The sequence below is a fragment of the Bradyrhizobium sp. SZCCHNRI1009 genome (assembly GCF_032487575.1).
GTDB lineage: Bacteria > Pseudomonadota > Alphaproteobacteria > Rhizobiales > Xanthobacteraceae > Bradyrhizobium.
On sequence record NZ_JAUEUL010000003.1, the window covers coordinates 335,953 to 359,080 of the forward strand.

Consider the following 23,128-nt stretch of genomic DNA (forward strand, 5'->3'; position numbering starts at 1 on the left):
GCAACAGGTGAATCAGGCCAATACGTCGCCGACGCTCGACGCGTTGTTTCAACGCATCCTGGCGCGCAAGCCGGATGCGGTCGCGCTGGTCGATCCCATCAACAAGCAGCGCGTCACCGGGCGGCCGCCGATGCGCCTGACCTATGCCGAAGCCGATCGCGTGATCTCGGCGCTGGCGGCGCATTTCATCGACGCCGGCCTGCCCGCCCATTCGGTGATCGCGGTCCAGCTGCCCAACACGATCGAGTTCGTGCTGACGGTGTTGGCCGCGCATCGCGCCGGCCTCGTCGTCGCCGTGTTCCCACTGCTGTGGCGTCAGTCGGAGCTCGTGGCGGCGCTGAACCGCACCAGCGCGCGCGCCATCGTCACGATGTCGAAGATCGACGGCGTGATTCACTCCGATCTCGCGATGAATGCGGCGGCGGAGGCGTTCTCGATCCGCCACGTCTGCGGCTTCGGCTCCGACCTGCCCGAGGGGATGTATTCGCTCGACCAGTCGATCGCGAAGCCTTCGCGCTCGACGCGTGGGCTGATGCCGGACGGCCGCAAGGCCGCGATCGTCTCGTTCGACGTGACCGCCGACGGCTTCCGCGCCGTCCCGCGCACCCATTTGAGCCTGATCGCCGGGGGGCTCGCCGTCTCGCTCGAGAGCGATCTGCCGCAGGGCGTGAACATGATGTCGGCCTTCCTGCCGTCGTCATTCGCCGGCCTTGCCGCTTCGGTCGTGACATGGCTGTTGTCCGGCGGCACCCTTGCGCTGCATCACCCGTTCGACGCCGACGTGCTGGAACAGCAGCTCGCGGAGCTCGCCTGCGATACGCTGATCGCGCCGGCCCAACTCGCCTTGCGTCTCGACGAGGGCGACCTCGCCTCGCGGCTGCCGAACCTGCGTTACGTGCTCGGCATGTGGCGCGCGCCCGAGCAGGTGGCGTCGAGCGCATCTTGGAAGACGCGCGACATCGAGATGACCGACGTCTATCTGTTCGGCGAAGCCGGACTGTTCGCCGTTCGCCGCACCGCGGCCGATGGCAGTCCCGGGCCGGTCAAACCAGGCCGCCAGGGCGCGCCGCGCGAACAGCCGGGCTCATCGATCGCCGGCGAGATCCTGGTGACGCCGAAGGGCACGCTCGGGCTGCGGGGGCCGATGGTCGTGCTCGCCGCCTACGCTCCTCCGCCGCCGCCGAGCGACTCGCTGATGCCGGCAGCGCCGCGCGACTACGTCGACACCGAGTATGCCGTGCGCCTCGACCGTGCCCAGGACACGATCTCGATCACGGCGCCGCCGGCCGGCGTGATGGCCGTTGGCGGCTACCGCTTCCTTGCGCAGGACCTGCACGAATGGTCGCGGCGGCTCGGCCAGGGCGCGCTGCTGACCGCTCTGCCCGACCGTCTCAGCGGTCACCGCCTCGCGGGCCGCGCGATGGACAATGCGCGCGCGCGGGAAGCGCTCGCTGAGCTCGGGCTCAATCCGCTGATGGTCGAGGCCTTCCGCGACCGTGCCAGTTCGGGCGGCTGAAGCTGCCGTCCGTGCGAATGCGGAGCGCGCGTGTTTGGAACAGTGTTGACGCCGCGTTAACGGGAGCGACCTAGGATCGCGACAGTATCGTCAGCGTATCCTGAGTTCCCTGGATGTCCCCACAAGGCCCGCTTCTCATCGTCTCCTCGTCCACGCGGCCTTCGCTGAGTGCGGCCCTCGCGGTGGCGCAAATTCTCCCCTCCGTCGAGACGCGCTGGGCTGATGCGATCAGCACGATGTCCCGGGTTCAGCCGGCCGCGGTCGTCGCCGTCGTCGAGGATGCTGATGCAACCGAGCTGGCGGCGGTCTCGCGTCATGTCGGTGCGCGCAAGCCCTACGTGCCGCTGATCGCCATCGCGCCCGGTGGCGCTGTCCTGCCCGACCACGCCATTCCCTTGCATGGCAGCGACAATCACGAGCGGCTGCTGGCGCGGCTGCGCGCGGCGCTGCGTGTCCGCACGCTGCACACCACCGTGCTGCGCCGTCTCGATGAGAAGAAGGCACCCGACGCCACCCTGCCGGAAACAGATCCGCTGGATGACGCGACCGTGCTGCTGCTCGGCCGCGGCAGCTCCCTGCCCGGCCTGTCGGTCGCGCTCGGCGAACGCATGGCGGTCGTCGGCGCGCTGAGCATCGAAGCCGCCGCCAAGCATCTGTCGAGCCGCGACATCGACGGCATCGTGCTTGGCGAAGGGTTTTCGCCGCGCGTGGTCGACGCGTTCCTCGCGGTGCTCGCCGAGGACACCCGCTTCCGCAACCTTGCCGTTGTCGTCACTGCCAACCAGCCGGCGCCGCTGCAGGAACTCGCCAATCTCGAGATCATCGCCGGCGCTCCCGCGCACATCGCGGCCAGCGCGCTGCCGTTGATCCGCCTGCACGCCTTCGAAGCCCGCCTCAACCGCACGCTGCGCGCCATCGAAGCCGGCGGCATGCTCGACCCGCAGACTGGCCTGCTCACCCGCAACGCCTTTGCGCGCGACTTTGCCACCGCGGTCAGCCAGACGCAGAAGAGCGGCGGCAGCCTCGCGGTAGCTCGGTTCGCCTTCGACCCTGTCAACCCGCGCGCGCAATATGACGGCGCCCGCATCATCAGCCGCCTGATGCGGCGGATGGATTTCGGCACCCACGAGGACAACGGCTCCGTCGTGGTCGTCTTCGCCGAGACCGACCTCCGCTCCGCCCATGCCATCGCCCGCCGCCTCTCCAGCGTGATGCGCCACACCTCGCACGGCAAGCGCGACACCCGCACCGAGCCGTCGATCACCGTCGCCGCGCTGCAGCCGACTGACACCGCGCGCACCCTGCTGGCCCGGGTCTACGGCGAGGCCCAGCGCGCGGCGTCCTGAGGCGGGGCAGCCGCCGGATGAATTCCCGGCGGCGATCTCGCGTTAGTCCGAGTCAAGCAGACGGCTTTCCAGCGCCAGCATGTATTTCTCCTGATATGCGACGGCAGAGGCCTGGGTTCCTGTCGCGTTTCGCCGACCCGGTCCGACAAAGCCGTTTCTGCAGGCCTCGCGCCAAGCTTCAAATTCGCGGCGCTTGCCAGCTGCAGCCAGGATTGCTGCGACATTGATCTGCATCATTTCAAGCCGGGATTTCGCCATGGGCTCCATTGCCGCCCGGCTAAATATGTCGACGTCGCAGTATGGCTGAAAGTCCGGCAAGACCTTTTGCAGCAGGGTATCGACGACGTCTACGAGATGACACCGGACGGCGTCAGCTTCCGGAGGAAAAAAATATACATGATTGGATTTGTGATCATTTACGGGCCGGAGCCCAGCGATCGCATACAGCTGGGTTCGCGCCTTGCGGATCTCGGGCACGTCGGGACCATCATAGGGCGACGGCGGCCGGAGGTCGCGAAGCATCTCCTCAGGCTTCGGCCAGCGAAACCACGTCGTCCACGTCACGTGCAGCGCGCCGCGCTTTTGGATGTGAAAGCCGAACTCCGCCTCGAGCCTGATCTCGGGGCCACGGCAAAGTTCGATGATGAGGCGGCGCGTCCGTCTGCCTTCCACGACGGTCCCTCTCACCGCGAGGCCCTGCTGTTCGACCGTGCTTACAAGGAACGCCATGAGTTCTTTGACGAGAGACAGCATTCATCGCTCAAGCTGTGCAGGGATTACCCAGGTTCATGGTAGACAAGCTTGATCCGAATTGTCGAACCGTTGTGCTGCGTAGGGCGGGCAAAGGCGCGTGCAAGGTCTTGCCGCATGCGAGCCATCAGATGGCGCCGTGCCCACCATCTGACGGCACGACGCGACGCGCGACGGTGGGCACGCTGCCGCCTGACGGCGGCCGCTTTGCCCACCCTACGGACTGTTTTCCCTGATCACGATCTCAGCCCAATGCATGCAAGTTGAGATCGCGCATTTGCCCTACTTGTCTGGTGCAATCACGCAAATGCGCTCGGGGGCATCTCAGCAAGCGGAGCATGCGTCATGCACAACCGGCAATCACGGGACGAGACTGACTGGGTCAGCGTCGTCGCGATCGTCTCGGTGTTCCTGATCGCCAGCCTTGCCTTGCATTTCGGCTGGCAGCTTCGGTGACGCTCAGCGCCGGCTAGGCCGCCTTCTTCTTCTCCGCGAGCTCCGCCAGCTCCTTCAGGATATCCGTTGTGCCGGCCAGCCGCTCCTCCGGCGTCTCCCATATCTGCAGGAACACGACCTTCATGTCGGGACGTACCTTGGCGGCCTGGCCGTGGCGCTTGATGAAGGCGACCAGGCGCTCGGGATAGGCAAAACTGTTGTCGCGGAAGGCGATGACGGCGCCCTTCGGACCGGCATCCACCTTCTCGACATTGGCCCGGCGGCAGTAGTTCTTGATCGCCGCGACCTTGAACAGATAGCGCGTCTCGTCCGGCAGCTTGCCGAAGCGGTCGCGCAGCTCGGCGGCAAAGTTGTCGATCTCGTCGTCGGTCTCGAGATCGGCGAGCCGGCGGTACAGCGACAGCCGCACCGAGAGGTCGGAGACGTAGTCCTCCGGAATCAGCACGGGCATGCCGATGGTGATCTGCGGCGACCAGCGGTCGACGGTCGGCTCGGTGATGCCCGCCTTGAGGTTCTCGATCGCCTCCTCCAGCATCGACTGATAGAGCTCGAAGCCGACCTCCCTGATGTGGCCGGACTGCTCGTCGCCGAGGAGATTGCCGGCGCCGCGGATGTCGAGGTCGTGGCTGGCGAGCTGGAAGCCGGCGCCGAGCGTCTCCAGCGATTGCAGCACACCCAGGCGCTTTTCAGCTTGCGCGCTGATCTTGTGAGTCGACGGCAGGGTGAACAGCGCATAGGCGCGCAGCTTGGAGCGGCCGACGCGGCCGCGCAGCTGATAGAGCTGGGCAAGGCCGAACATGTCGGCGCGGTGCACGATCAGTGTGTTGGCGCGGGGAATGTCGAGGCCGGACTCGACGATGGTGGTCGACAGCAGGACGTCGAACTTGCCGTCGTAGAACGCCGACATGATGTCCTCGATCACGGTCGGCGCCATCTGGCCGTGGGCGACCGCGACCTTCATCTCCGGCACGGTCTTGTCGAGGAACTCCTTGACCTCGGCGAGATCGTCGATGCGCGGCACGACGTAGAACGCCTGGCCGCCGCGATAGCGTTCGCGCAGCAGAGCCTCGCGGATCATCACGGGGTCATGCGGCGCGACGAAGGTGCGAACCGCGAGACGATCGACTGGCGGCGAGGCGATGATCGACAGCTCGCGCACGCCCGTCAAAGCAAGTTGCAAGGTCCGCGGGATCGGGGTTGCCGACAGCGTCAGCACATGCACCTCGGCGCGCAGCTGCTTCAGCCGCTCCTTGTGGCCGACTCCGAAATGCTGCTCCTCGTCGACGATGACGAGGCCGAGATCGCGGAACTTGATCGACTTGCCGAGCAGCGCATGGGTGCCGACGACGATGTCGACCGAGCCGTCGGCGAGCCCCTTCTTGACTTGGTTGAGCTCCTTGGTCGAGACGAGGCGCGAGGCCTGAGCGACGTTGACCGGAAAGCCCTTGAAGCGCTCGGTGAAGGTTTTCGCGTGCTGGCGCGCCAGCAGCGTGGTCGGCACCACCACGGCGACCTGCTTGCCGTCGAGCGCGACCGCGAACGCCGCGCGCAGCGCCACCTCGGTCTTGCCGAAACCGACGTCGCCGCAGACCAGCCGATCCATCGGTCGTCCCGCTTCGAGGTCCGCAAGCGTCGCCTGGATCGCGGCGAGCTGGTCCTCGGTTTCGTCATAGGGGAAGCGCGCGCAGAACTCGTCGTAGAGGCCCGCCTGCACCGGCAGCTTCGGCGCCTCGTGCAGCATGCGCTCGGCGGCGATCTTGATCAGCTCGCCGGCCATTTCGCGGATTCGGTTCTTGAGCTTGGCCTTGCGGGTCTGCCAGCCGGAGCCGCCGAGCTTGTCGAGCTCGACGCTGGTCTGGTCGGAGCCGTAGCGCGACAACAGCTCGATGTTCTCGACCGGCAGGTACAGCTTGGTCTCGCCGGCGTAGCGCAGCTCGAGACAGTCATGCGGCGCGCCGGCGACTTCGAGCGTCTGCAGGCCGACGAAACGGCCGATGCCGTGATCGACATGGACGACGATGTCGCCGACCGCGAGGCTCGTCACCTCGGAGATGAAGTTGTCGAGCTTGCGGCTCGCCTTGCGCGGCCGCACCAGGCGGTCGCCGAGAATGTCCTGCTCGGAGATCACAGCGATCTGGTCGGTCTCGAAGCCGGACTCCAGCCCGAGCAGCGCCAGCATGGTCTCGTTGCGTGGCGTCGCCTGCACCACGCGCCAGGTATTGACGCTGGTGACGTGGATCAGTTTGTGGTCCTTCAACATGCTGGCCATGCGGTCGCGCGAGCCCTCGCTCCACAGCGCGATGACGACCTTCTTGCGTATAGACTGCAACGCCTGGACATGGGCGACGACGGCCTCGAACACGTTGACCGCGGCGTCGTTGCGCTCGGGTGCGAAGCTGCGGCCCTGCCGCGCGCCGATATCGACGACTCCGGTGCCTTCCGGCACGGCGAAGGGCGTCACCCGCGCCAGCGGAACGGCTGCGAGCCGCTCAGCCCATTCGGACGACGTCAGATACAGGCGGTCGACCGTCAGCGGCTTGTAGATCGCGCCGCCGCCGGGATGCTCCATGGCCTCGCGACGCGCGTCGTAATAATCGATGATCTGCTTGAAGCGCTCGCGCGCGGCGTCCTCGCCCTGCGGCTCGATCACGACCGGCGTGTTCGGCAGGTAGTCGAACAGCGTCTCCATCTTGTCGTGGAACAGCGGCAGCCAGTGCTCCATGCCGGGATAGCGCCGGCCCTCGCTGACGGCCTCGTACAGCGCATCGTCGCGCTCAGGCGCGCCGAACTCGGCGACATAGCCCATGCGGAAGCGGCGGATGGTATCGGTGACCAGCTGGAATTCCGACACCGGCACCAGATCGAGCGAGCGCATGTCGAGCAGGGTTCGCTGCGTCTCGGCGTCGAAGGTGCGGATCGATTCCAGGCTGTCGCCGAAGAAGTCGAAGCGCACCGGCTGGTCGAGGCCCGCCGGGAACAGGTCGAGGATGCCGCCGCGCACGGCATATTCGCCGCTCTCGCGCACGGTCGACGAGCGGTGGTAGCCGTTGTGCTCCAGCCAGGCGACGACAGAGTCCATCGGCACGACATGGCCGGGCGCGACCGACAGTGCCTGCCCGGCCATGGTGTCGCGCGACGGCACGCGCTGGACGATGGCATTCACGGTGGTCAGCACGATCAGCGGCTTGTCGCTGCCGGCGAGGCGCGACAGCCGCGCCAATGTCGTGACGCGCTGGGCCAGGATGCCGCCATGCGGCGAGACGCGGTCATAGGGCTGGCAGTCCCAGGCGGGGAACTGCATGACAGGAAGATCGGGCGCGAAGAAGTCGAGCGCCCGCGCCAGCTGCTGCATGCGTGCGCCGTCGCGGCAGACCACGGCGAGGCTCACCGCCGGCGGCTTCGGCTTGGCGGCGATGGCGCGCGCGAGGTCGGAGACGACGAGGCCTTCGGCGCCCTCGGCGACGTTGGCGAGCGTCAGCGCGCGCCCCGGCGCGAGATGCTCGGCAGGCGACTTGACCGGGCTCTTCATCAGTCGGCGTCCACCGCGCGGAACGCCTTGATGCGAGCGAACAGCGCCGGGGTCTGCTCCGGCGGCAGCGGCCGGGCGCCGGTGACCGCGGCATAAAAGTCCGGGTCGGGGACTTCGAGCAGTTGCTCGAGCTCGGCCAGCTCGCTCTCGCTGAGGCTGCCGATCTCGGCGTCGGCAAAGCGGCCGAGGATCAGATCCATCTCGCGGGTGCCGCGATGCCAGCAGCGGAACAGGAGCCGCTTGCGGCGGTCGTCAAGGCCTTGGCTCGATCGGGTCGTTCCAGTCATCGCGACATCCTGCAGTACAACGCCAAAAGCCCGGACGGTGCCGGGCGCGGTTGATATAGCGGTGCGCGGCGCCTCTGTCAGCCCTCGGGACTGCAGAACCGGCATGCCCGGCACCTGAAAACTGAGAAAAAGACGTGGATGTCTCGGCATTCGCGGCTATCCCGGCTCTCAAACCGCTTTAAGTGTTCACTCCATGCGCCCCAGCATCCTCAATCCCCTGTTTGCGCCGGTCACCGCCCTCTCCGGGGTCGGGCCGAAGCAGGACAAGCTGCTGCGCTACCTGCTCGGCTGCAGCGAGACGCCGCGGCTGGTCGACCTGCTGCTGCATCTGCCGGCCAGCGTGATCGACCGCCGTAACCGGCCGAAGGTCCGCGACGTCGAGGTCGGCACGGTCGTGACGCTGGAGGTCACGGTCGACCGCCACCGTCCCTCGCGCAATGCGCGCGCGCCATACCTCGTTTACGCCAGCGACGAGACCGGCGACGTCGTGCTGACGTTCTTCCGGCCCAAGGGCGACTACATCGAGAAGATCCTGCCGGTCGGCGCCAAGCGCTACGTCTCCGGCACGGTGCAGATGTACGACGGCGTGCCGCAGATCGTGCATCCCGACCGCATCCTCGATGAGGCGGGGTTTGCAAAACTGTCAGGAATCGACCCGGTCTATCCGCTGACCGAAGGCCTCGCGCTGGGCTCGCTGCGGCGGGCGATCGCCGCCGCGCTGACCAAGCTGCCGGACCTGCCGGAATGGATCAGCCCGGAGGTGCTCAGCCGCTGCAACTTCCCGTCCTTGAGGGAGGCGCTGACGCGGGTGCACGTCCCGCAGGAATTGACCGACATCCTGCCGGAGAACCCGTTCTGGTCGCGCCTCGCCTTCGACGAGCTGCTCGCAGGCCAATTGGCGCTGGCGCTGGTGCGGGCGCAGCTGCGCCGGCCCGCCGGCAACCGCCATGCCGGCGACGGCCGCCTGCGCCGCAGGATCATCGACGCCCTGCCTTATGCGCTGACGAACTCGCAGGCCGAGGCGATGGCCGCGATTGCCGCCGATCTCGAAAAGCCGGTGCGGATGCTGCGGCTGCTGCAGGGCGATGTCGGCTCCGGCAAGACGGTGGTGGCGCTGCTGGCCGCAGCCGCCGTCGCCGAGGCCGGCAAGCAGGCGGCGCTGATGGCGCCGACCGAGATCCTGGCGCGCCAGCATGCCAAGACCATCGCCCCGCTCGCCGCGCGCGCCGGCATGAACGTGGTCATCCTCACCGGACGCGAGAAGGGCAAGGAGCGCCGCGACATCCTCGCCCGGCTCGAAGCCGGCGAGATCGACATCCTGATCGGCACCCACGCGCTGATCCAGGACGACGTGGTCTTCAAGTCGCTGGCGCTCGCCATCGTCGACGAGCAGCACCGCTTCGGCGTGCGCGAGCGGCTGGCGCTGACCTCGAAGGGCGAGGCCGTCGACGTGCTCGTGCTGTCGGCGACGCCGATCCCGCGCACCCTGGTGCTGACCTATTTCGGCGACATGGACATTTCCGAGCTGCGCGAGAAGCCGGCCGGCCGCCAGCCGATCGACACCCGCGCGGTGGCCGATAGCAGGCTCGGCGAGGTCATCGACGCCGTCGGCCGCGCGCTCGATGCCGGCAAGCTGGTGTACTGGATCTGCCCGCTGGTCGAGGAATCCGAGGCCGAGGGCATCGATCATCTCACCAACGCGACGGATCGCTTCGAGAGCCTGCGCGAGCGCTTCGGCGACAAGGTCGGCCTCGTCCACGGCAAGATGAAGGGCAGCGAGAAGGACGAGGTCATGGGCCGCTTCGCGGCGCATGAGCTGCGCCTGCTGGTCGCCACCACGGTGGTCGAGGTCGGCGTCGACGTGCCGGCCGCCAGCATCATGGTGATCGAGAATGCCGAGCGCTTCGGCCTCGCACAATTGCACCAGCTGCGCGGCCGCATCGGCCGCGGCTCCGAGGCCTCGACCTGCATCCTGCTCTATCACGAGCCGCTCGGGCCGATGTCGAAGGCGCGGCTCGCGGTGATCCGCGAGACCACCGACGGCTTCCGCATCGCCGAGGAGGATCTCAAGCTGCGCGGCGAAGGCGACGTGCTCGGCATCCGCCAGAGCGGCCTGCCCGGCTATCGCATCGCGCGGCCCGAGGTGCACGCCCAGTTGATCACCCAGGCGCGCGACGAGGCGCTGCGCATCCTGAAAGAGGATCCGAAGCTGAAGGGTCCGCGCAGCGACGCGCTGCGCTGTTTGTTGTATCTGTACGAACGGGATGAAGCCATCCCGCTGTTGACCGCGGGATAGACCAACGCCGTGATTGCGAGCGCAGCGAAGCAATCCAGAGTCGTCGCGGGATTCTGGATTGCTTCGCTGCGCTCGCAATGACGCGGGGAGAGGTTCCGGCTACGTCTTCGCCTTGCAGCTCTCGGCGAAGGCCACCAGTTGCGCCGCCTCTGCCCCCTCCCCCTGCACGTCCGCCGCGATGTGCTCGAACAGCCGCGCGAAACCTTCGTAGATCAGCGCCGCCGGATGATCCTCTCCCAGGAAGCCCGCGATCTCGCGCATTTCGGCAACCCAGCGATAGGCCTTCGGCAGCATGTCCGGCAGCGCATTGCCGAGCCGCGCCTGCACGTGCGGCTGGCTCAGAGCCAGCTCATCGCGCAGCGCGTCCGCTGCGCCGGCGCGGGTGGCGGCCAGCACCATCGCGGCGCCGAGCCCGGTCAGCCCCTTGTTGATGCCGGCATAGGACATCTTCAGCGCCGAAGCCGCGCCGATGGGTCCTTCGATCCGTCGCAGATCGAGCCCGAGTTGGCCCAGCACGGAGACATCGGCGGACGCCTCGCCGCTCACATAGAAGGCCGGTCCCTTCGTGCCGGGCTTCGGCGGCAGGCCGATGATGGCGGCATCCACCAGGCGCGCGCCCGACGACAGCACGATGTCCTCGATCGTCCGGATGGTCTCGACGTTGACGGCATTGCAGTCGACGATGATGGGCTTCCTCGAATTCCGGTTGATGACCGTCGCGAGCTGCTCCGCCAGCGCCACGGCCTCGCCCGGCGGCACGATCGACAGGATGATGTCCGCATTGGCGATCTCGGCATCGCTGGCGCCGATCATGCCGGATGCGGCCGCTCTCGCCCGCGTCGCCGCGCTGCGCCCCTCGAGCGACGTCAGGACGTTGCAGCCGTGCTCCACGAGACGGGCAGCGATCGCGCCGCCCATTGCGCCCGGTGCGATGACGGCAATGCTGGGGGGCATGAGGACGGCTCCGGTTCCAACGATGGTCTCGAAGACTATGCGCACCCCGTGACAAAATTGAAGGCACGAAAACGAAGGGCAGCCCTTCCGGGCTGCCCTCGCCTTGGCCGCAACTTCAACGCTCCCCTCAGAGCCCCCGAGAACGCTGGCCGCCGCGGCAGACCTCAGAACGCGATCTTCAATCCTCCGCTGCCGAAGAAATCGTCGCCACCCGTGCGTCCGATGGTGCGCGACACGGTCGCCGTCAGCGCCACATTGCTCCAGAACGGCGCCACGACGCCGGCGCTCACCCGGCCGTAGACGTCGTGCGAGATGCCGTTCGGAACGGTCCAGTTGTTGACGATGACGGGCGCCGACGTCGCGCTGTACTGAATCAGGCGGCCGTTGCCGATGATGTCGTCATCGAGCGTCAGGTTCAGGTACGGATTGATGACGTTGCCCTGCACCTGGAACGGGGTGCGCAGCTGCACGCCGACGCTGCCGATCAGGGTCTCGGCGGTCTGCGAGCCGACCGCGAGCGTGAGCGCAGGATCGCCGGTCTCGGTGAAGCCGTCGACACGGGCGCGGGCATAGGTCAGCCCGCCGATCGGGCCGAGCTTTGCCGTGCCGGCATCGAACAGGTAACCGGCCTTGCCGGCCGCGACGAAGGTCGTGCCGCCGGGATTGGAGGTGATGGTGTCGACGACGCCCGGCCGCGTGTTGCGATAGTCCTGATGGCCGATCGTCGCGAGCGCTTCCGCAAACAGGTTGCTGCTGGCCCAGGCGCCGTAGAGGCCGAACTGATAGGAGTTGGCATCCGTGGTGCCGGCGCTGTTGAACAGCCTCGCCTTCGGGTTGGAGTAGTCGAAGGCGGTGCCGATCATGGCGTTCGCCGACAGCCGGTACTCGACGCCAATCGTGCCGCCGATGCTGTCGAGATTGAAGCCGTTCGAGGCGGCGCTGCCCTGGCGGTCGCTGACGCCGCCATTGCCCTGCATGTAGAACGACCATGGACTGACCGACGCGAGCGGCGGCGCCTTGGTGTGGGGCGGGCGGCCCATTGCCCCATAGGCGTTCATCGTCGATGGAGCAAAGCCCGTGGTCTCGCGGAACATGTCGAGCTTGCCGAACAGGGTCGAGGCGAAGCCCATCGCCGTGATCGACCCCACCTCGCCTTGCGGCGCGAAGGTCAGCGGCGCGTTGAGGCGGTTGACGATATATTGGCCCAGCACCTCGAAGCCGTGTGACGTCAGGTGCACGCCATCGACATAGAACAGGTATTGGTTCTGCAGCGCAGGATTGCCGATGCAGGCGATCGGACAGGCGCCGACATTGGTGAAGCCATAGCGCGACGGATTGGCCTGGATCAGCGTCCCCACCAGTCCGGTGTCGACATACTCGACACGTACGCCCGAACGCGCGACGCCGGCGAGCGACTGCTGCATCAGGCTGTTGTAGGTCGTGCTGTAGGCCTTGCCGGCTGGAGCATTGGCGTTGCCGACGGCCTCCGGCAAGGTGCTGACATCGCCGGCCGTGAACACGATGCTGCGCGCACCGTCCCCGACCAGCGCGTTGATGCCGGCCATGGCCTGCTGAGCCGTGACGGCCGCGGCCGTCGGCGCTCCAGCGAGCGAGCCACCGGCGCGGTAGTAGGCTCGTGCGTCATTGCCGCCGACGGAAATTTCGACGAGGTCGGTCGATGAGACCCTGCCGGAGAAGCCGGTCAGTCCGCTCCACTCCTGGAAGAAGCCGGGAATGCCGGGCGCCACTACGTTGGTGTTGCCGGCCATGGCGCCGCCGATCGCGTAGTTGAGCTGGGGAATGCCGAGCAGCGCCGATGTCGTGTCGACGAAATTGGTGCCGCCGCTGAAGCGGCCGGTGGGATAGAGCGGCAGCTTGCCGGCCCCGCCGGTGAAGGTCCAGAGATTGCCCGTATCGGCGTAGCTGTCGCCAAATGCCTGAATGCGCGTATAGGTGGTCTGGGCTGCCGCCGGCCCGGTCAGTTGCAGCGACGCTACGGACAGCGCGACCACGCACAACAACGTCGTTCTACTCACAGGCCTCATACGCGCTTCCCCAACGTCATACTTTTGTTTGCCCGATGTTTCCATGGTGACCATTCGAAACACCACCGCCCGCTGGTTGTAGGAACGACGACATCCGTGGCTGTGCCTTCCTCGCATCATCATGCAGTGCAAAGTGCCGCGATGCGCACGTTTGCCCGCTGGGCGGACCGGACCGCCGCCGACCGTGCTCGCGAAGGCTGCTGACAGAATCTGGCAGGGAGCTCGGCTAGTCGTGTGGCTGACGCGCCGCAGCCGGCGCCGCCACCGGAGAAAAGACGATGCCCGAGTTCAATTTCCTGATCCTCTACGTCGACAACCCGCCGAGCAGCGCGGCCTTCTATGCGGATCTGCTTGGCCGGCCCGTGATCGAACAATCGCCGACGTTCGCCATGCTGCCGCTGCGCGAGGGCGTCATGCTGGGCCTGTGGTCGCGGCACACGGTCGAGCCGCCAGCGGCCGGCGCAGCAGGCTTCGGCGAGGTCGCGTTCGCGGTCGGCGATGCCGGCGAGGTCCAAAGGCTGCACGACGACTGGAAGGCGCGCGGACTTTCGATCGCGCAGGCGCCGACGCGGATGGATTTCGGAACGACGTTCGTCGCGCTCGATCCGGATGGACATCGCCTGCGCGTGTTCGTTCCGCAGGATGCGGCCTAGCTCTTCCGCAGTGGCTGGCCCTTCGCGCCAGTCGGCCTTTCAGCCTAGTCCGCCTTGGCCGGCTCGGGCTCGCGGTGCGGCGATGGCTGCGCGGGTGCGTTGGCGAGGCGCGCCGCGTTGGCCATGTTGGCCAGCGCCGCGACTTTTTTCTGCTGGTCCGATCCCGGCTGCACCACGCCGCAGGACATGATCAGCGTCGCCGCGTCCTCGGCGCTCATGTCCACCTCGATGATCTTGCTCCGCGGCAGATAGAAGAAAAAGCCGGTGGTGGGGTTCGGCGCGCACGGCAAGAACACCGAGATCTGCTCGTCGTCACCGGGCAGCCGGCTCGAAATCTCCGCGCTCGGCGGCTGCGAGATCAGCACGATCGACCACATGCCGGGCGAGGGAAACTCGACCAGGCCGACACGGCGCAGGCTCGAACCCTTGCCCGAGAACAGCGTCTCGAACACCTGCTTGAGGCCGCGATAGATCGCCCGCACTGCCGGGATGCGGCCGAGCAGCCGCTCGCCGAGGTCGACCAGGGTGCGGCCGATCAGGTTGGCCGTCAGGAAGCCGAGCAGCGTCAGTCCGATCACGGCCACGATCAGGCCGGAGCCGGGCACGCCGAACGGCAGATAGGTTTCCGGACGATAGACCAGCGGCACGAACGGCCGAACCAGTCCGTCCACCCAGGTCACGAACCACCAGGTGATGTAGAGCGTGATGGCAACGGGTCCGGCGACGACGAGGCCGGTCAGGAAATAATTGCGAAACCTGAACATTAGCCCATGGTGGGGCGTCTCGGCCGGAACATCGGCCAAGGGATCGGTCTCAGGCGGCAGGTCGTCGCGGGAACTCATGCGAACTTCCGGGTAGGGATCAAATCTCAGCTAGGGGTCTTAGCAGATTTTTGAAGGGCAAAGGCCCTCTTTCCGACACACGCGCGCTTTGCCGCTGACCTGTGGCCCGGCAGTCGGGCCCCAAGTCAGCGCGCAAGCCGTCGATTTCGATCCCTGCGGGGGCGAGGAGCCACTCAAAAGGGCAAACCCGCCGCGCCTAGGCGCTACGCAGCGGCAGGGCCAGACCGACCGCCACGAAGATGCCGCCACAGACCTGGTTGAAGCGCCGCCCGACCCGGGCGAGCCACGGACGAACCCGGGCTGCCGCGCTGGCAATGGCGTATTCGGTGACGAACTCCGTCACCGTATAGGTGACGGCCACGACGGCGAACTGCACCGCCAGGCTGCGATCGGGATCGATGAATTGTGGCAGCAGAGCGCTGAAGAACAGCAGGCATTTCGGGTTGGTGGCCGCGGTCAGGAAGCCCTGGCGGAACAGCGCCTGCGGGCGGGCCGCCAGGGTCTGGCCGGCCAGATCGACGCCCACCGGCGGCGCGAACCAGAGCTTGATCCCGAGCCAGGCAAGATAGAGTCCGCCGACCCACTTCAGGACCACGAGCCAGGTGATCGACGCTTGCACCAGCGCGCCGATGCCGAACATGCACAGCGCGATGACGAGGACGAAGCCGATCAGGCCACCCGCGATCGTGAACAATGTCCTGCGACCGCCATGCAGCGCGCCATGCGTCAGGGCAAGCAGGCCGTTGGGTCCGGGCGTCAGGGAGATTCCGATGCTCGTGAGCAGGAACAGCAGCCAAGTGTCGAGTGCCATCGGAATCCCTGTCAATCAGTTGCGCCACAGCACAGGCAAACTCGGCCGTCGTCCCGGGAGGTGGTTTGGGCCTCGCTGGAGCTGCCAGCCACGAAGTGAGGTGGTTATGGATCCCGGCGTTCGCCGGGATGACAGCGAATGTGCAGAGGCCGCGTCGCAACTCACGCCCAACTGGTTCTCAAGGCGACGCGAGAGCATCGCTTGGACGCGGCAAGCGGCGGCGTATCTACTCCACCGTGACCGACTTCGCCAAGTTGCGCGGCTGGTCGACGTCGGTGCCCATCACCACGGCGGTGTGATAGGCCAGCAGCTGGACCGGGATGGCGTAGACGATCGGCGTGAAGGTCGCGGCCATGTCCGGCATGGTGATCGTGACCAGCGAGTCCACGGTCGCCTCCTCGGCGCCCTTGGCATCGGTCATCAGGATGATGTTGCCACCGCGCGCGGCGACCTCCTGCATGTTCGACACGGTCTTTTCGAACACGCGGTCATACGGCGCGATGACGACGACCGGCATGGTCTCGTCGATCAGCGCGATCGGCCCATGCTTGAGCTCACCGGCGGCGTAGCCCTCGGCATGGATGTAGGAGATCTCCTTCAGCTTCAGCGCGCCTTCGAGCGCCAGCGGATAGGAGGTGCCGCGGCCGAGATAGAGCACGTCCTTCGACTTGGCGATCTCGCGGGCGAGCTTCTCGATCTGCGGCTCGGTGGTCAACGCGGCCGCGATCAGGCGGGGCACTTCGACCAGGCCATGCACCAGCTTGGTCTCATCTTCCTCGGACAATTCGCCACGCCCGCGCCCGGCGGCAATCGCGAGCGCTGCCAGCACCATCAGCTGGCAGGTAAACGCCTTGGTCGAGGCAACGCCGATCTCGGGACCCGCGAGCGTCGGCATCACGATCTCGCTCTCGCGGGCGATGGTCGAGGTCGGCACGTTGACGACCGAGAGCGTGTGGACGCCCTGCGACTTTGCATAACGCAGCGCGGCCAGGGTATCGGCGGTCTCGCCGGACTGCGAGATGAAGATGGCGAGATCACCCTTGCGCAGCGGCGCCTCGCGGTAGCGGAACTCGGAGGCGACGTCGAGCTCGACCGGCACGCGCGCGAAGCGCTCGAACCAGTATTTGGCGACGAAGCCGGCGTAGCTCGCGGTGCCGCAGGCGGTGATCGAGATGCGCTGGATGTCCTTGAAGTCGAACGGCAGCCGCGCCGGCAGCATCACGCGCTCGGTGCCCATGTCGACGTAGCGTGCCAGGGTGTGGCCGACGACCTCCGGCTGCTCGTGGATCTCCTTGGCCATGAAGTGGCGATAATTGGCCTTGTCGACCAGGAACGACGACGCGCCGGATTTCAGAACGTCGCGCTTCACCACTGCGCCGGAAGCGTCATGAATGATGCCGGAGTCGCGGGTGATCTCGACCCAGTCGCCGTCGTCGAGATAGCTGATCGTGTCGGTGAACGGCGCCAGCGCGATCGCATCGGAGCCGAGGAACATCTCGCCGTCGCCATAGCCGAGCGCCAGCGGCGAGCCCTTGCGGGCGCCGATCAGGAGATTGCCATGGCCCTTGAACAGGAAGGCCAGCGCGAAGGCGCCCTTCAACTGCGGCAGCGACGCAGCGACCGCCTGTTGCGGCGTGCGGCCCTTCAGCAGATAGGAATTGACCAGATGGACGACGGTCTCGGTGTCGGTCTCGGATGCGAACCTGGCGCCCTGCTTTTCGAGCTCGGCCCGTAGTTCGCGAAAATTCTCGATGATGCCATTATGCACCACGGCAACATTGTCAGTTGCGTGCGGATGCGCGTTGCTCTCGGTCGGTTTGCCGTGGGTGGCCCAGCGGGTATGACCGATGCCGGCGTGCCCCTTCAGCGGCTGCTGCTCGAGCCGCTTCTCGAGGTTCTTCAGCTTGCCCTCGGCGCGCCGCCGGTCCAGATGATCGCCCTCGAGCGTGGCAACGCCCGCGGAATCGTAGCCGCGATATTCGAGACGTTTCAGGGAATCGACGAGATGCTCGGCAACCGGCCCGCGTCCCAGGATCCCGATGATTCCGCACATCAGCGCCAGTCCTCAAATCGTCGAGAGAGATTCAAAAGCGTGGCATTGTCTTAACGAAAACCGCGCGCTTTCAGGATTCAATAATTATTGCGGATTGCGACAGGGTTAAGTGCAAGACTTCACGCAAGGCTTAACCACGCGGCAGGCCGGCAGCTCCGGTTCGACACGGAGGTCGGTTCGGAGCGGGCTTAACGTGCGGTCAACGCTTTCGCACAAGACTATCGCGTCGGAGATGACCCATGGCCTTTTACCGCCGCCCAACTGATCCAAAGGGAACCAGCTCGCTCAGCCTGTCACATCCGGCGTCCGGGAGCCATCTGGCGCACTGGCCGCCGCCGACGCTGAGTCACGAGCTGAAGCCGATGCCGATCAAGCATCAGAGCAAGAACGAGCCGGTCAAGCACGCCACCCGCCGCGGCTGGCGCCTGACGCGCGCGATGTTCGCCGAGTTCCAGGACGACGAAGAGTGAACAAGCGCGTGGCGCCTATAGAAAGACCCAAGCGGTGATCGCACCGATCAGGGCCCATATGCCGAGCCCGGTCAGCAACATGATCTCCAAAGGGGGAGTTGTACCAAGCGTGGCGTAAACGACGCGGCCAGAAAACATGGCTAGCCGTACGATCGCAGTCAGAATCGCACCGACGAGATCGAACAGCAGTTAACCGAAATCCAAGCTGCCCTGCCCCGGCTCGCGCCTATTTTTTGTGGCGTTGCTTGGCATTCCGGAATCGCGCCGCGGCACCTTCGCGCGTCGTCTGCGGACTGCGCTCCAGCGCCAGCGCATCGTCGGGCACGTCGCGCGTGATCACCGAGCCCGAGCCGATATAGGCGCGCGCGCCGATGTTGATCGGCGCCACCAGCGAGGTGTTGGTGCCGATGAAGGCGCCCTCGCCGATGTTCGTCTTGTGCTTGTTGAAGCCGTCATAATTGCAGGTGATGGTGCCGGCGCCGATGTTGGTATTGGCGCCGACATGGGCGTCGCCAATATAGGACAGGTGATTGACCTTCACGCCCGGCTCCAGCACCGCAGCCTTGGCCTCGACGAAATTGCCGATCTTGGCGCCGTCGCCGAGCGACGTTCCGGGCCGCAGCCGCGCGAACGGCCCGAGCAGGCTGTTGCGGCCGAGCTTGGACTGCACGATGTGCGAGAATGAATGCACCACCGCGCCGTCGCCGATCGACACGCCGGGGCCGATCACGACGAACGGCTCGATGGTCACGTCCTTGCCGAACGTCGTATCCGCGGCGAGATAGATGGTCTCCGGCGCGATCAGCGTCACGCCCGCATCCATCGCCGCGCGGCGCAGCCGGGTCTGCATCACCGCCTCGGCCTCGGCGAGTTGCGCTTTGGTGTTGATGCCGCGCACCTCGTCCTCGGAGGTTTCGATCACGACCGCATCGAGCCCCTGCTCGCGCGCGATCGCCACCGCATCGACCAGATAGTACTCGCCCTTGCTGTTGGCATTGCCGATCCTGTCGAGGATCCCCAGCGCGCGACGGCCGTCCATCGCCATCACCCCGGCATTGCACAGCGTGATCGCCCGCTCCGCTTCGCTCGCATCGGCCTGCTCGCGGATCGCGACCAGCTTCGATCCGTCGAGCAGCAGGCGTCCATAGCCGGTCGGATCGGCGGCGCGGAAGCCGAGCACGGCGAGTGCCGCGCCTTCGGCGAGCGCCGCCCGCAGCCGCGCGAACGTCTCGGCCGTGATCAGCGGCGTGTCGCCGAACGCGACCAGCAGATCGTCGGCGCCGCGCGCGATCGCCTGCCGCGCCGCCAGCACCGCATGCGCCGTCCCCAGCCGGTCGCGCTGGACGAAGATATCCGCATCCGGGCGCAGGCGCCGGGCTTCCTTCTCGACCGCGTCGTGCCCCGGCCCGACCACCACCGCGACGCGGGCGCCATCCCCATGCGGCGCCGCCGCCAGGACGTGCGCCAGCAGTGATTCGCCGGCGACGGGATGCAGCACCTTGGGCACGCTCGTGCGCATCCGGGTGCCCTCGCCTGCCGCAAGCACGATGGTCAGACTGGATCGAGCGGTCATGAAACACCTGGGATGAAGGGAGCGCATAGGTCGCGCTGTCATAATGCGTTTTCTGCGCGGGGCAAACCGCACCGGCTGAAGCCGCTGGTGGTTTTCCTGTTAATGTTCGCTTCGTGATTCGATTAAGGCAGGTTCATGGCTAAGGACTCCCGCAAATCCGCCGGCGCAAATGCAGCTGAGAAGACGGGCACGACTCTGTCTGGACTGTTTGCCGACGAGAACGAGTTCGATCGCCGCGCGCTGTGGCGGCTCGGCTGGTGGGGGGCTGGCGCCGTCGGCGCCGTCGGCCTGGCCGTTTTCACCAATCAGGCCGCACAGGGATGGCGGCAGGACCGTGTTTCTGCGGCCGACCTGTCGCGCCAGGCGCAACTGCTGCAGTCGCTGGCCCGTGAGACCCAGGGCGAGGCGCGCCAGCTCGGCGCGGCCATCGAGACGCTCAACACCGACCGGGACCGGCTGTACGCGCGCGTGACCGTGCTCGAGCAGGGATTGGACTCGGTGACCGGCGCGCTGGCCAAGCAGAGCGCCCAGGCGTCCCCGAATCCCGCCAGCAGGGCCGGGCCCGCGCCGCAGATCGCAGCCGTGGAATCCCTCGCCCCGGCTGCGGTTCCGTCGAGTTCCGTGGCGCCCAGCCCCCTGCCGGCATTCGCGAACGCGTCCCCGTTCATGCCGATTCCCAGCGGAGCGGCCGGACCCAATCCGGCTCAGCCGGTGGCTCCGTCGGCTGCCGCGAGCGCCGACAAGACGAAGCAGGAGCCGGCCTCGGGAGCTTCGTCATCGCCTGTGTCTGCGGCCCCGTCCCCGACACCATCTGCCTCGCCCGCCCCTGCGGTCGCAGCAGCTGGTTCCAAGCCGCTGCCCGCTGGCGCACCGGACCCGGCCGGCAAGCCGGCCGAGACCGACAAGCTCGCAAGAGCTGAACCCGCCGAGGCCGCCGGCGCCAAGGGCAGTGACAGCACCGACGCCGCGGTCACGGCGGTCCAGAAGACCGAATTTGCCGTCGATCTCGGCGCGGCCAACTCGCTCGGCGGCTTGCGGGCGCTGTGGCGGGACCTCGTAAGAACCCATGCCGACCTCGCCTCGCTCAGGCCGATCGTCATTCTCAAGGAAGGCCGAGGCGGTCCGGGCATGCAGCTGCGGCTCGGCGCCGGTCCGTTGAGTGACGCGGCGACGGCGGCGAAGATCTGCGCGGTGCTCGCCGAGAGCCAGCGCGCCTGCGAGACCACCGTCTATGACGGCCAGCGCCTCGCGGTCCGCGAGGAGCCGGAGGCGGCCAAGCCGGGCGCTCCCGCGGCCGCCGCCCCGAAGCCGGTGCAGCGCCGGCGCACCTATCAGCCGCAGGCCCAGCAGCAGCGCCACGGCAAGCGCGAGGAGCCGCCGCCCACGGCAGCCGCGCCGTCGCCGCCGCCGGCCGAGGCGCCCAAGCCCGAGCAGCCGTCGGCGCTGTCGTCGTTCTTCCGCCGCTCCTGAGTCTCAAATCAGCGAGCGGTCAAAGCCGGTTGGGACGGATTGTGAAAGCAGTCCGCGAACCGGCTTTGCGGCTTGTCCGCACGTCCTTTCCGCAGCATAGTCCGGCGCATGAAAAAGACCCCGTTCCGCCTCTCGCCCTATCAGGTGCAATGGCTCCTGATCGTCGGCTTCGTCACCGTCGGCTATGCCCTCTATCTGCGCTATCTGGCGATCGAGCTGTCGAGCGTCGCGCTCGCCTGCGACGCCGGCCTGCAGACGCTGGCCTGCAAGAGCCGGGCGGTGGCGACCCCGCTGTTCAAGAATTCGGTGTTTGGCGCCACCGCGCTGGTGATCGCGGTGCTGCACGTGATGCGGCCGTCGATCGTGCTCTTGACCGGCGGGCTGATCGCCGCCGGCCTCGGCATCGTGCTCTACAACATCGTGCTGTCGGGGCTGGCGATCGGCCTGCTCATCCTCGGCTTTGCGCGGCCCGCGCCCGCCACAGCGTGAACGCCAGCAGCAGATACATCGCGCAGGTCCACATCGCCTGCCAGTTGTCGCGGCCCTCGTTGTAGATCACGTAGACCGAGGAGATCGCCAGCAGTCCGGCGAAGCATGCCTCGGCGATCGGCCGCGGGCCCTGCGTCGGACGGTTGCCGAGCAGCATCGCGAATGGCACCACCGCCATGGTCAGGCTGGCGAACGGGAAATCGCGGTAGCGCGGGTCGAACACGAAGCCGAGCGCCGTCTCGGCCGCGATCAGCACGGTCACGACCAGGACCAGGGCCAGCAGGTAGGTGATCTTCAGCTGCTTGCGGCCGTCATTCGGTCCGAGCAGGTCGAGGAAGGTCGGCAGTGGCCGCCCGGCCATCGCCGCATTGGCGGCCAGGATCGGCGCCAGCACGCCGGCGGCGAGCAGCGCGCCCCATTGCAGCCAGCCGCCGACACCGAGGCTCTCGTAGAACATCTTGTCGGCGGCCATGCCGAACAGCACGCCGGCCGTGGTCGCGGAAATGCCGACGCCGATCCAGGCCGAGATGTGCGGCGGCCAGGGCCGGCGCCGCACCGTCAGCCAGCCGGCGAGGAACACCGCGAAGGACAGGATCATGCCGCCGCCCATCTGCAGCTTCCACAGCGGATAGTTGCTGACGGGCTGGCCCGGCGGATATTTCAGCGTGCGCGTGTCGTCGCTGATCAGGCCCCAATAGCCGCCGACGGTGCCTTCGAGCTTGCGCTTCCAGGGCTGGTCATAGGCCTCGATCAGGTTGACGCGGAAATTCTCGCGCTTGGCGAGCGAGAGGATCTCCGAGACCACGCGGGCCTGGTTGGCGCGCGACGGCAGCGCGCCCTCGCGCATGCGCCCCTCGCTCGGCCAGCCGGTCTCGCCGATCAGGATCTCCTTGCCCGGAAAGGCGACGCCGACCTGCTGGCGGATGGCGTCGACATGGGAGGCGGCGAATTTCGCGCGCACCGGGATGTCCTCCCAGTACGGCAGGATATGAACCGTGACGAAGTCGACGATGTCGTAGAGCTCGCGGTTGCGCAGCCAGAACTCCCAGACGTCGGCATAGGTCACAGGAACCGTGACCTGCGCCTTGACGCTGCGGATGGTGGCGGCGAGGTCGGCGGTCGTCATCTCGCCGCGCAGCAGCACCTCGTTGCCGACCACGACCGCCGTGATGACGCCGGGATAGCGCTTGATCAGGTCGACCGCGATGCCGATCTGCTGCTGGTTCTTCAGCTTGTTTGAGCCGAGCCAGATGCCCTGGATGACCTTGATGCCGACCCGGGCGGCGATTCCCGGCACCTGGTCGAGGCCGTTCTCGATCGAATAGGTGCGCACGCATTCGGAGATCTTGGCGAGTTGCACCAGGTCCTGCTCGATCTGCTCGGCGTCGATATGGGTGGTCGGATCGAGCGGGCTCTGCTGGCCGCGGAACGGCGCATAGGACACGCACTGCAGCTTGGAAGCCGGCTCGATCGGCGCGCGCGCGAGCGTGATCGGCTTGGCCAGCCACCACCACGCGGCGGCGATGACACCCAAGGATATGAGCAGAAGCGCCAGCGGCGTAGGGAGGGATTTCAGTTCCGTTCTCCA

General features: G+C 67.1%; 17 protein-coding genes. 7 read left to right on the top strand and 10 right to left on the bottom strand.

Features of this window, described 5'->3' with window-relative positions; translation table 11 throughout:
- Window positions 1–7: 7 nt before the first annotated feature.
- Together QX010_RS08380 and QX010_RS08385 are read left to right on the top strand one after the other, a co-directional pair.
- Window positions 8–1,516, top strand: a complete 1,509-nt coding sequence (locus tag QX010_RS08380) for a class I adenylate-forming enzyme family protein (RefSeq protein WP_316178806.1) — start codon at window positions 8–10, stop codon at window positions 1,514–1,516.
- Between the two features lie 113 nt (window positions 1,517–1,629).
- Entirely contained in the window at window positions 1,630–2,862 is a 1,233-nt protein-coding gene (locus QX010_RS08385) for a GGDEF domain-containing protein (RefSeq protein WP_315800025.1), read from the top strand.
- Between the two features lie 42 nt (window positions 2,863–2,904).
- Here QX010_RS08385 and QX010_RS08390 read toward each other — a convergent pair whose 3' ends face one another.
- The 3 genes from QX010_RS08390 to QX010_RS08400 all read right to left on the bottom strand — a co-directional run bounded on the left by QX010_RS08390 (window position 2,905) and on the right by QX010_RS08400 (window position 7,884).
- Window positions 2,905–3,615, bottom strand: coding sequence for a hypothetical protein (locus QX010_RS08390; protein ID WP_316178808.1), 711 nt, complete (start codon window positions 3,613–3,615; stop codon window positions 2,905–2,907).
- A gap of 466 nt (window positions 3,616–4,081) precedes the next feature.
- On the bottom strand, window positions 4,082–7,597 hold the full coding sequence (mfd, locus tag QX010_RS08395; protein WP_316178810.1) for a transcription-repair coupling factor: 3,516 nt from the start codon (window positions 7,595–7,597) through the stop codon (window positions 4,082–4,084).
- The gene (locus QX010_RS08400; protein WP_315800027.1) at window positions 7,597–7,884 is read right to left on the bottom strand and encodes a succinate dehydrogenase assembly factor 2; all 288 of its coding nucleotides are present in this window, start codon (window positions 7,882–7,884) and stop codon (window positions 7,597–7,599) included. The genes mfd and QX010_RS08400 overlap by 1 nt, the downstream gene beginning before the upstream one ends.
- A 193-nt stretch (window positions 7,885–8,077) precedes the next feature.
- On the opposite strand from QX010_RS08400, the gene recG reads away from it, so the two are divergent.
- The gene (recG, locus tag QX010_RS08405; protein WP_316178812.1) at window positions 8,078–10,180 is read left to right on the top strand and encodes an ATP-dependent DNA helicase RecG; all 2,103 of its coding nucleotides are present in this window, start codon (window positions 8,078–8,080) and stop codon (window positions 10,178–10,180) included.
- A 99-nt stretch (window positions 10,181–10,279) separates the two neighbouring features.
- On the opposite strand, the gene QX010_RS08410 is transcribed toward recG, so the two are convergent.
- Both QX010_RS08410 and QX010_RS08415 read right to left on the bottom strand, forming a co-directional pair.
- A complete protein-coding gene (locus tag QX010_RS08410; RefSeq protein WP_316178814.1) occupies window positions 10,280–11,134 on the bottom strand; it encodes an NAD(P)-dependent oxidoreductase in 855 nt (284 codons plus the stop codon).
- Between the two features lie 164 nt (window positions 11,135–11,298).
- Window positions 11,299–13,179 carry an autotransporter domain-containing protein gene (locus QX010_RS08415; protein WP_316178816.1) on the bottom strand — a complete coding sequence of 627 codons (1,881 nt, stop codon included), beginning with the start codon at window positions 13,177–13,179 and terminating at the stop codon, window positions 11,299–11,301.
- Window positions 13,180–13,457: 278 nt separating this feature from the next.
- Between QX010_RS08415 and QX010_RS08420 the strand changes: the two genes are divergently transcribed.
- Window positions 13,458–13,832: a VOC family protein gene (locus QX010_RS08420; protein WP_315800031.1), complete on the top strand. Its 375-nt coding sequence runs from the start codon at window positions 13,458–13,460 to the stop codon at window positions 13,830–13,832.
- Window positions 13,833–13,876: 44 nt separating this feature from the next.
- Here QX010_RS08420 and QX010_RS08425 read toward each other — a convergent pair whose 3' ends face one another.
- From QX010_RS08425 to glmS, 3 genes are all read right to left on the bottom strand, one after another.
- The gene (locus QX010_RS08425) at window positions 13,877–14,674 is read right to left on the bottom strand and encodes a DUF502 domain-containing protein (RefSeq protein ID WP_316178817.1); all 798 of its coding nucleotides are present in this window, start codon (window positions 14,672–14,674) and stop codon (window positions 13,877–13,879) included.
- A 196-nt stretch (window positions 14,675–14,870) separates the two neighbouring features.
- Entirely contained in the window at window positions 14,871–15,485 is a 615-nt protein-coding gene (locus QX010_RS08430) for a LysE family translocator (RefSeq protein WP_316178819.1), read from the bottom strand.
- 226 nt (window positions 15,486–15,711) lie between these two features.
- Window positions 15,712–17,538: a glutamine--fructose-6-phosphate transaminase (isomerizing) gene (gene glmS, locus QX010_RS08435; protein WP_316178821.1), complete on the bottom strand. Its 1,827-nt coding sequence runs from the start codon at window positions 17,536–17,538 to the stop codon at window positions 15,712–15,714.
- Window positions 17,539–17,777: 239 nt separating this feature from the next.
- On the opposite strand from glmS, the gene QX010_RS08440 reads away from it, so the two are divergent.
- A complete protein-coding gene (locus QX010_RS08440; protein WP_315800034.1) occupies window positions 17,778–18,008 on the top strand; it encodes a hypothetical protein in 231 nt (76 codons plus the stop codon).
- A gap of 226 nt (window positions 18,009–18,234) precedes the next feature.
- Here QX010_RS08440 and glmU read toward each other — a convergent pair whose 3' ends face one another.
- The gene (gene glmU / locus QX010_RS08445; protein WP_316178823.1) at window positions 18,235–19,581 is read right to left on the bottom strand and encodes a bifunctional UDP-N-acetylglucosamine diphosphorylase/glucosamine-1-phosphate N-acetyltransferase GlmU; all 1,347 of its coding nucleotides are present in this window, start codon (window positions 19,579–19,581) and stop codon (window positions 18,235–18,237) included.
- A 135-nt stretch (window positions 19,582–19,716) separates the two neighbouring features.
- Here glmU and QX010_RS08450 point away from each other — a divergent pair, with 135 nt between their 5' ends.
- Window positions 19,717–21,051 (top strand): hypothetical protein, encoded by a 1,335-nt coding sequence (locus QX010_RS08450; RefSeq protein WP_316178825.1) that lies wholly within the window; start codon window positions 19,717–19,719, stop codon window positions 21,049–21,051.
- Window positions 21,052–21,159: 108 nt separating this feature from the next.
- On the top strand, window positions 21,160–21,540 hold the full coding sequence (locus QX010_RS08455; RefSeq protein ID WP_315800038.1) for a hypothetical protein: 381 nt from the start codon (window positions 21,160–21,162) through the stop codon (window positions 21,538–21,540).
- Here QX010_RS08455 and QX010_RS08460 read toward each other — a convergent pair.
- Window positions 21,500–23,080, bottom strand: a complete 1,581-nt coding sequence (locus tag QX010_RS08460; protein ID WP_316178956.1) for a beta-(1-6) glucans synthase — start codon at window positions 23,078–23,080, stop codon at window positions 21,500–21,502. The genes QX010_RS08455 and QX010_RS08460 overlap by 41 nt on opposite strands.
- Between the last annotated feature and the right edge of the window lie 48 nt (window positions 23,081–23,128).